The following is a 7,743-nucleotide window of genomic DNA, read 5'->3' on the forward strand; positions in this document are numbered from 1 at the left end:
CGGCAGCTCCTACATGGGATCGGCGTACAACTGTAGGAGCTGCCGAAGGCTGCGATCTTTTGATCTTCTGCAATAAAAAGCCCCGCACGGCGAACCGTGCGGGGCTTTTGGTGCCGCCAGGGAAGTCTTACAGGCCGGCTGCGGAGCGCAGCTCGTCGGCGCGGTCGGTTTTTTCCCAGGTGAAGGTGGTGAAGGTGTCTTCGCCAACAGTCTTGGTTGCCGGGGTGCGACCGAAGTGGCCGTACGCAGCGGTTTCCTGGTACATCGGGTGCAGCAGGTCGAGCATGGTGGTGATTGCGTATGGGCGCAGGTCAAACACTTCGCGGACCAGTTTGACGATCTTGTCGTCGCTGATCTTGCCGGTACCGAAGGTGTTCAGCGAGATCGAGGTCGGTTGAGCGACACCGATGGCGTAGGAGACCTGGATCTCGCAGCGCTCGGCCAGGCCTGCGGCAACGATGTTCTTGGCCACGTAACGACCGGCGTAGGCCGCCGAACGGTCAACCTTCGATGGATCCTTACCGGAGAATGCGCCACCGCCGTGACGGGCCATGCCGCCGTAGCTGTCAACGATGATCTTGCGACCGGTCAGGCCGCAGTCACCTACCGGGCCGCCGATGATGAACTGGCCGGTCGGGTTGATGTGGAACTGGGTGTCCTTGGTCAGCAGCTCGGCAGGCAGCACGTGCTTGACGATCAGCTCCATCACGCCTTCGCGCAGGTCGTTGTACGACACATCCGGGTTGTGCTGGGTCGACAGAACCACGGCGTCGATACCGACAACCTTGCCGTTTTCGTAACGGCAGGTGACTTGCGACTTGGCGTCCGGACGCAGCCAAGGCAGCAGGCCGGATTTGCGTGCTTCAGCTTGCCTTTGTACAAGCTGGTGCGAGAACGTGATCGGGGCCGGCATCAGCACGTCGGTTTCGTTGCTGGCGTAGCCGAACATCAGGCCCTGGTCACCGGCACCCTGGTCTTCAGGCTTGGCACGGTCGACACCTTGGTTGATGTCAGGAGACTGCTTGCCGATGATGTTCATCACGCCGCAGGTCGCGCCGTCGAAACCAACATTGGAGCTGGTGTAGCCGATGTTGGTGATCACGTCACGAACGATCTGCTCCAGGTCAACCCAAGCGCTAGTGGTGACTTCGCCGGCGATGATTGCCACGCCCGTTTTCACCAGAGTCTCGCACGCCACACGGGCGAACTTGTCTTCAGCAATGATGGCGTCCAGCACCGCATCAGAAATCTGGTCGGCGATTTTGTCCGGATGCCCTTCAGACACGGACTCGGAGGTGAAAAGGGAGTATTCGCTCATCTCGATGTTTTCCTGATTTTACCGATGGTGAGTGTCGCCAGTCGGCCGCTGAAAATGGCGGACCTGGATCTGGAAACCATTACGTAAGCCTACATACAGGCTTTCCCCGGGAACGAGTCCCGCAGCGGTGGCCCAACGGGCCAGATCGTCCTGTTCAAACCCCAGCCAGAGATCACCGCAGGCCTCCTTGGCCCAACTCTGGTTGTGGCTACATAACTCTGTCACTAACAGGCTGCCGCCTGGTTGCAGCAAATTGGCCATGTGCTTGAGTGCATCGGCCGGCGCGGCAAAATGGTGCAGCACCATGTTCAATACAACGCAATCGGCCTTGAGGCTTACGCCGTTCAATGCATCGGCCAATTGCAGGCTGACGTTGGTCAGTGTTTCTCGCTCGCAGACCTGGCGTGCCAGCTCAAGCATCGCAGGGCTGTTGTCCAGCGCCGTCACTTCAGTGAAGCGGCGCGCCAGCTCCGGCAGGAATGCGCCGTCACCGGGGCCGACTTCGATGGCCGTGGCGCCTGGGTCGAAACTCAGTTTGTCCAGCAGCGCCACGACGCTTTCGCGGTATTGCGGCAGGCCGGCGATCAAGTCTTGCTGGGCGCGAAACTTGTCCGCGACCCGAGAGAAAAAGTCCTGGCTGGCCGCCGCGCGCTGTCCATGGACCTGTGCGATTCGCGACTGCACTTCGGCCGGCAGGGCCAGGTTGTCTACTTCGTCGAGCAACGCGGCGTGGAGTTTTCCGCCCAGCAGATCGGTGTGAGGCAGGGCGCGACGGTAAAAAATCGCGTTGCCTTCCCGACGCGTGGCCACAAGGTCAGCCTGGGCCAGGACCTTCAGGTGATGGCTCATACCCGACTGGCCTATATCGAAGATCTGCGCCAGTTCCAGTACACCAAACGAGTCGTTGGCCAGCGCGCGCAAAACATTCAAACGCAACGGATCGCCGCCGGCCTTGCACAGGGCCGCCAGCTCATCGCAGTCGTCATGACGAATGGAAGGTACGCGTAGGTTCATAAGGCCGGCAGTCTAGTCACGCACCCGTAGCATCGCAAGAGCAATATCAAAAAGTTTTGATATTGCTCGATAGATGGCACTTCTTGACGTTAGCCTCAGTCAACAAACGAACAGCGGAAAGGTTTCACCAGTAGAAACCGTCGTTATCCATTGGAAAAACGCCTTCAGATGACTATCTGTCATTGCCCCGAGGCGGCTCGGTGAGGGAAAATGCTCGCCTTTTTTCCGTTTCGATTTACTCATTCTTGTTTCAGAATCCCAGGAGATCAGCGATGCCTAGCCGTCGTGAGCGTGCCAACGCTATTCGTGCCCTCAGCATGGATGCCGTGCAAAAAGCCAACAGCGGCCATCCCGGTGCCCCTATGGGTATGGCGGATATCGCCGAAGTGCTGTGGCGCGACTACCTCAAGCACAACCCGAGCAACCCATCGTTCGCCGACCGTGACCGCTTCGTGCTGTCCAACGGCCACGGCTCGATGCTGATCTACTCGCTGCTGCACCTGACCGGCTACGACCTGTCGATCGAAGACCTCAAGCAGTTCCGCCAACTGCACAGCCGTACCCCGGGTCACCCGGAACTCGGTTACACCCCCGGCGTTGAAACCACCACGGGTCCACTGGGTCAAGGCCTGGCCAACGCCATCGGTTTTGCCCTGGCTGAAAAAGTCATGGCGGCACAGTTCAACCGTCCTGGCCACAACATTGTCGACCACCACACCTACGTGTTCCTGGGTGATGGCTGCATGATGGAAGGCATTTCCCACGAAGTCGCTTCCCTGGCCGGTACCTTGGGCCTGGGCAAGCTGATCGCCTTCTACGATGACAACGGCATCTCCATCGATGGCGAAGTCGAAGGCTGGTTCACCGATGACACGCCAAAGCGTTTCGAATCCTACAACTGGCAAGTGATCCGCAATGTCGACGGTCACGATCCGGAAGAGATCAAGACCGCGATCGAGACTGCTCGCAAAAGCGAGCAACCGACCCTGATCTGCTGCAAGACCACCATCGGCTTCGGTTCGCCGAACAAGCAGGGCAAGGAAGACTGCCACGGCGCCCCACTGGGCGACGCGGAAATCGCTTTGACCCGTGCTGCGCTGAAGTGGAACCACGGTCCGTTCGAAATCCCGGCCGACATCTATGCCGAGTGGGACGCCAAGGAAGCCGGCCGCGCGGTCGAAGCCGAGTGGGACCAGCGTTTCGCCGCCTACTCCGCAGCTTTCCCGACCGAAGCCAACGAGCTGATTCGCCGTCTGAGTGGCGACCTGCCAGCGGACTTCTCCGAGAAGGCCGAAGCCTACATCGCTGAAGTGGCTGCCAGGGGCGAAACCATCGCCAGCCGTAAAGCCAGCCAGAACGCCCTGAATGCCTTCGGCCCGCTGCTGCCTGAGTTCCTCGGCGGCTCGGCTGACCTGGCCGGTTCCAACCTGACCCTGTGGAAAGGTTGCAAAGGCGTCACTGCCGAAGATGCCAGCGGCAACTACATGTACTACGGCGTGCGCGAGTTCGGCATGACCGCGATCATGAACGGTGTTGCCCTGCACGGCGGCCTGGTGCCTTACGGCGCGACCTTCCTGATGTTCATGGAATACGCCCGAAACGCCGTGCGTATGTCGGCCCTGATGAAGCAGCGCGTGATCCACGTCTACACCCACGACTCCATCGGTCTGGGCGAAGACGGTCCGACGCACCAGCCGATCGAGCAATTGACTGCACTGCGCAGCACGCCGAACCTCGACACCTGGCGTCCGGCCGATGCCGTTGAATCGGCGGTGTCCTGGAAGTACGCGTTGGAGCGCAAGGATGGTCCTTCGGCCCTGATCTTCTCGCGTCAGAACCTGCAGCACCAAACCCGCAGCGCTCTGCAAATCGCCGACATCAGCCGCGGTGGCTACGTGTTGAAAGATTGCACGGGCGAACCTGAGCTGATCCTGATCGCTACCGGTTCCGAAGTCGGCCTAGCCGTTCAAGCCTTCGACAAACTGACCGAGCAAGGTCGTAAGGTACGTGTGGTTTCCATGCCTTGCACCAGCGTGTTCGATGCCCAGGACGCCGGCTACAAGCAATCGGTTCTGCCGTTGCAGGTCAGCGCCCGTATCGCCATCGAAGCTGCCCATGCCGACTTCTGGTACAAGTACATCGGCCTGGAAGGTCGCGTGATTGGTATGACCACCTACGGCGAGTCCGCGCCTGCGTCGGCCTTGTTCGAAGAGTTCGGCTTCACCCTGGAAAACATCCTGGGTCAGGCTGAAGAGCTGCTGGAAGACTAAAACACACGCGGTGGTTCAGGCTGCCGCGTTTCCTGTAGGAGCTGCCGAAGGCTGCGATCTTTTGATCTTGATCTTTTGAAGCCAGATCAAAAGATCGCAGCCTCGTTTCACTCGACAGCTCCTACAAGGATTGTGTTGCACCCAAGAATTTCGTCTCGCGTCGCCTATCGAGAACCTCATGCCTCAACCGCGTCCCTACAAAGTTGCACTCAACGGCTACGGCCGGATTGGTCGTTGCGTCTTGCGTGCGTTGTTCGAGCGAGGCGAGAAGGCCGGGTTTGAAATTGTCGCGATCAACGATCTCGCCGACATGGCCAGCATCGAATACCTGACACGTTTCGACTCCACTCACGGGCGTTTCCCCGGTGAAGTGAAGGTCGACGGCGATTGTCTGCATATTAATGGTGACTGCGTGAAGGTTCTGCGCAGCGCTACCCCCGAAGGCATCGATTGGGCGTCGTTGGGCGTCGATCTGGTGCTGGAGTGCTCCGGCGCTTACCACACCCGTGAAGATGGCCAGCGTTTCCTCGACGCCGGTGCTCCGCGCGTATTGTTTTCCCAGCCGATGGCCAGCGAGGCTGATGTCGACGCCACCATCGTCTACGGCGTGAACCAGGATTGCTTGACCGGCGACGAGTTGCTGGTTTCCAACGCCTCCTGCACCACCAATTGCGGCGTGCCGCTGTTGCGCCTGCTGGATCAGGCCGTTGGTCTGGAGTACGTGTCGATCACCACCATTCACTCGGCGATGAACGACCAGCCGGTGATCGACGCCTATCACCACGAAGATTTGCGCCGCACCCGTTCGGCGTTTCAGTCGGTGATCCCGGTGTCCACTGGTCTGGCGCGAGGCATCGAGCGTCTGTTGCCGGAACTTGCCGGGCGAATTCAGGCCAAAGCCGTACGTGTGCCGACGGTAAACGTGTCTTGCCTCGATATTACGATGCAGACCGTCAGTGATACCGACGCCACCGAGGTCAACCGGATCCTGCGCGAGGCTGCGACCAGCGGCCCGCTCAAAGGCCTTCTGGCTTACACCGAGCTACCCCACGCAAGCTGTGATTTCAACCATGACCCACATTCGGCGATCGTCGATGCCAGTCAGACCCGCGTTTCCGGCCCTCGGCTGGTGAACATCCTGGCCTGGTTCGACAACGAATGGGGTTTTGCTAACCGAATGCTTGATGTTGCAGAACACTATCTGCAATCAGCAGCTTCAAAAAAACCTGCTCTCTAAAACAGAAACTCCAGGAAATGCGACCCATGACCGTGTTGAAGATGACCGACCTCGATCTGCAAGGTAAGCGCGTATTGATCCGCGAAGACCTCAACGTCCCAGTCAAGGACGGTGTTGTCACCAGCGATGCGCGAATCCTGGCCTCGCTGCCGACCATCAAGCTGGCCCTGGAAAAAGGCGCGGCCGTGATGGTCTGCTCGCACCTTGGCCGCCCGACCGAAGGCGAATTCTCGGCCGAGAACAGCCTCAAGCCAGTCGCCGACTACCTGAGCAAGGCCCTGGGCCGTGAAGTGCCGCTGGTGGCTGACTACCTGGGTGGTGTCGAGGTCAAGGCCGGTGACATCGTTCTGTTCGAAAACGTGCGCTTCAACAAGGGCGAGAAAAAGAACGCCGACGAATTGGCCCAGCAATACGCTGCCCTGTGCGATGTGTTCGTGATGGACGCGTTCGGCACCGCGCACCGCGCTGAGGGTTCGACGCATGGTGTAGCCAAGTTCGCCAAGGTCGCCGCGGCAGGTCCATTGCTGGCTGCTGAACTGGATGCACTGGGCAAGGCCCTGGGTGCCCCGGCCAAGCCAATGGCAGCCATCGTTGCCGGTTCCAAGGTGTCGACCAAACTTGACGTGCTGAACAGCCTGAGCCAGATCTGCGACCAGTTGATCGTTGGCGGCGGCATTGCCAACACTTTCCTGGCCGCTGCCGGTCACCCGGTTGGCAAGTCCCTGTACGAGCCAGACCTGCTGGACACCGCACGCGCCATCGCCGCCAAGGTCAGCGTACCGCTGCCAGTGGACGTGGTAGTCGCCAAGGAGTTCGCCGAAAGCGCAGCGGCCACCGTGAAGCTGATTGCCGACGTGGCTGCCGACGACATGATCCTCGACATCGGCCCGCAGACCGCCGCGAATTTCGCCGAGCTGCTGAAGTCCTCCAAGACCATCCTGTGGAACGGTCCGGTGGGCGTGTTCGAATTCGACCAGTTCGGTAACGGCACCAAAGTTTTGGCCCAGGCCATTGCTGACAGCGCGGCGTTCTCCATCGCTGGCGGCGGCGATACCCTGGCAGCCATCGATAAATATGGCATTGGCGAGCAAATCTCCTACATTTCCACCGGTGGCGGCGCGTTCCTCGAGTTCGTCGAAGGCAAGGTTCTGCCAGCCGTTGAAGTCCTGGAAAGCCGGGCCAAGGCCTGAGGCCGCCCGTTTGGCCAGGCAAGGGAGTGTTTTTATGGTCAAGTCGTTAGCGCTGTTGATCGTCGCGGGTTCGCTGGCGGCTTGCGGGAGTAACCCCAAAGCCCCCGAGGTGCCCGAGACGCCGGCACAGGACAAGGGCTGCTACCAGGCCGACTGGCAGGCGGAGACCAATCCTGTGCTCAACAAGCGCTCCGGGCCTGATGGCCTGGACAAATACGAGACACAGACCCCCGCCAAGGAACATGGTTGTCCTTGACGGGTCTGACTCTTTACTCAGGGCTGGTGGCGTGCGCCGTCAGCCGAGGAACACGGATGAAAGGTTTTTTCGCCATTACGGCGCTGGCACTGCTGGCCGGGTGCGCCAACTTGAACCCGTTCCAGTCGTCCGCCCCGGCTGACAACTGGACCACCTGGACCTGCGACAGCCAGGCCAAAGTGGTTTGGCGCTACACCGACGACAGCCGCAAGGACGTTGACGTGCGCCTGGGTGGGGCCGATCAGGTCTACCGTTTGAAGCAGGAGCCGGGTGCGTCGGGTGCGTTGTACAGCGACAACATGCTGGCGTTTCACATAAAAGGTGAGGAAGGCCTGGTTTACTGGGTCGCCACCAATGATTTGATTGGGCGTGGCTGTAAGGCGCAATAAATGCCTGCACCCATCCTGTAGGAGCGAGCTTGCTCGCGATGGTCGGTAACGATAACGCTGGGTCCCTGA

At 60.0% G+C, this 7,743-nt stretch carries 7 protein-coding genes; 5 read left to right on the plus strand and 2 right to left on the minus strand.

The window, feature by feature from the left end; all coding sequences use genetic code 11:
* Positions 1–127: 127 nt before the first annotated feature.
* Complete coding sequence (metK, locus tag ACRESJ_RS07860; protein WP_431757398.1) at positions 128–1,318, minus strand: methionine adenosyltransferase; 1,191 nt, start codon at positions 1,316–1,318, stop codon at positions 128–130.
* An 18-nt stretch (positions 1,319–1,336) separates the two neighbouring features.
* Positions 1,337–2,332, minus strand: coding sequence for an ArsR/SmtB family transcription factor (locus ACRESJ_RS07865; RefSeq protein WP_431757399.1), 996 nt, complete (start codon positions 2,330–2,332; stop codon positions 1,337–1,339).
* Between the two features lie 272 nt (positions 2,333–2,604).
* On the opposite strand from ACRESJ_RS07865, the gene tkt reads away from it, so the two are divergent.
* The 5 genes from tkt to ACRESJ_RS07890 all read left to right on the plus strand — a co-directional run bounded on the left by tkt (position 2,605) and on the right by ACRESJ_RS07890 (position 7,674).
* A complete protein-coding gene (gene tkt / locus ACRESJ_RS07870; RefSeq protein WP_431757400.1) occupies positions 2,605–4,602 on the plus strand; it encodes a transketolase in 1,998 nt (665 codons plus the stop codon).
* A 178-nt stretch (positions 4,603–4,780) separates the two neighbouring features.
* Complete coding sequence (gene epd / locus ACRESJ_RS07875; RefSeq protein ID WP_431757401.1) at positions 4,781–5,839, plus strand: erythrose-4-phosphate dehydrogenase; 1,059 nt, start codon at positions 4,781–4,783, stop codon at positions 5,837–5,839.
* 26 nt (positions 5,840–5,865) lie between these two features.
* Positions 5,866–7,029: a phosphoglycerate kinase gene (locus tag ACRESJ_RS07880; protein WP_431757402.1), complete on the plus strand. Its 1,164-nt coding sequence runs from the start codon at positions 5,866–5,868 to the stop codon at positions 7,027–7,029.
* 34 nt (positions 7,030–7,063) lie between these two features.
* Positions 7,064–7,285 (plus strand): hypothetical protein, encoded by a 222-nt coding sequence (locus ACRESJ_RS07885; protein ID WP_431757403.1) that lies wholly within the window; start codon positions 7,064–7,066, stop codon positions 7,283–7,285.
* 56 nt (positions 7,286–7,341) lie between these two features.
* Entirely contained in the window at positions 7,342–7,674 is a 333-nt protein-coding gene (locus tag ACRESJ_RS07890) for an MliC family protein (protein ID WP_431757404.1), read from the plus strand.
* Positions 7,675–7,743 lie beyond the last annotated feature (69 nt).

This window comes from Pseudomonas sp. (assembly GCF_050739655.1).
Taxonomy (GTDB): domain Bacteria; phylum Pseudomonadota; class Gammaproteobacteria; order Pseudomonadales; family Pseudomonadaceae; genus Aquipseudomonas.

Bases quoted from the DNA above. Each gene is read 5' to 3' on its own strand.
- epd (WP_431757401.1), top strand. From the start codon at position 4,781: ATGCCTCAACCGCGTCCCTACAAAGTTGCACTCAACGGCTACGGCCGG.
- ACRESJ_RS07880 (WP_431757402.1), top strand. From the start codon at position 5,866: ATGACCGTGTTGAAGATGACCGACCTCGATCTGCAAGGTAAGCGCGTA.
- ACRESJ_RS07890 (WP_431757404.1), top strand. From the start codon at position 7,342: ATGAAAGGTTTTTTCGCCATTACGGCGCTGGCACTGCTGGCCGGGTGC.
- ACRESJ_RS07865 (WP_431757399.1), bottom strand. From the start codon at position 2,332: ATGAACCTACGCGTACCTTCCATTCGTCATGACGACTGCGATGAGCTG.
- tkt (WP_431757400.1), top strand. From the start codon at position 2,605: ATGCCTAGCCGTCGTGAGCGTGCCAACGCTATTCGTGCCCTCAGCATG.
- ACRESJ_RS07885 (WP_431757403.1), top strand. From the start codon at position 7,064: ATGGTCAAGTCGTTAGCGCTGTTGATCGTCGCGGGTTCGCTGGCGGCT.
- metK (WP_431757398.1), bottom strand. From the start codon at position 1,318: ATGAGCGAATACTCCCTTTTCACCTCCGAGTCCGTGTCTGAAGGGCAT.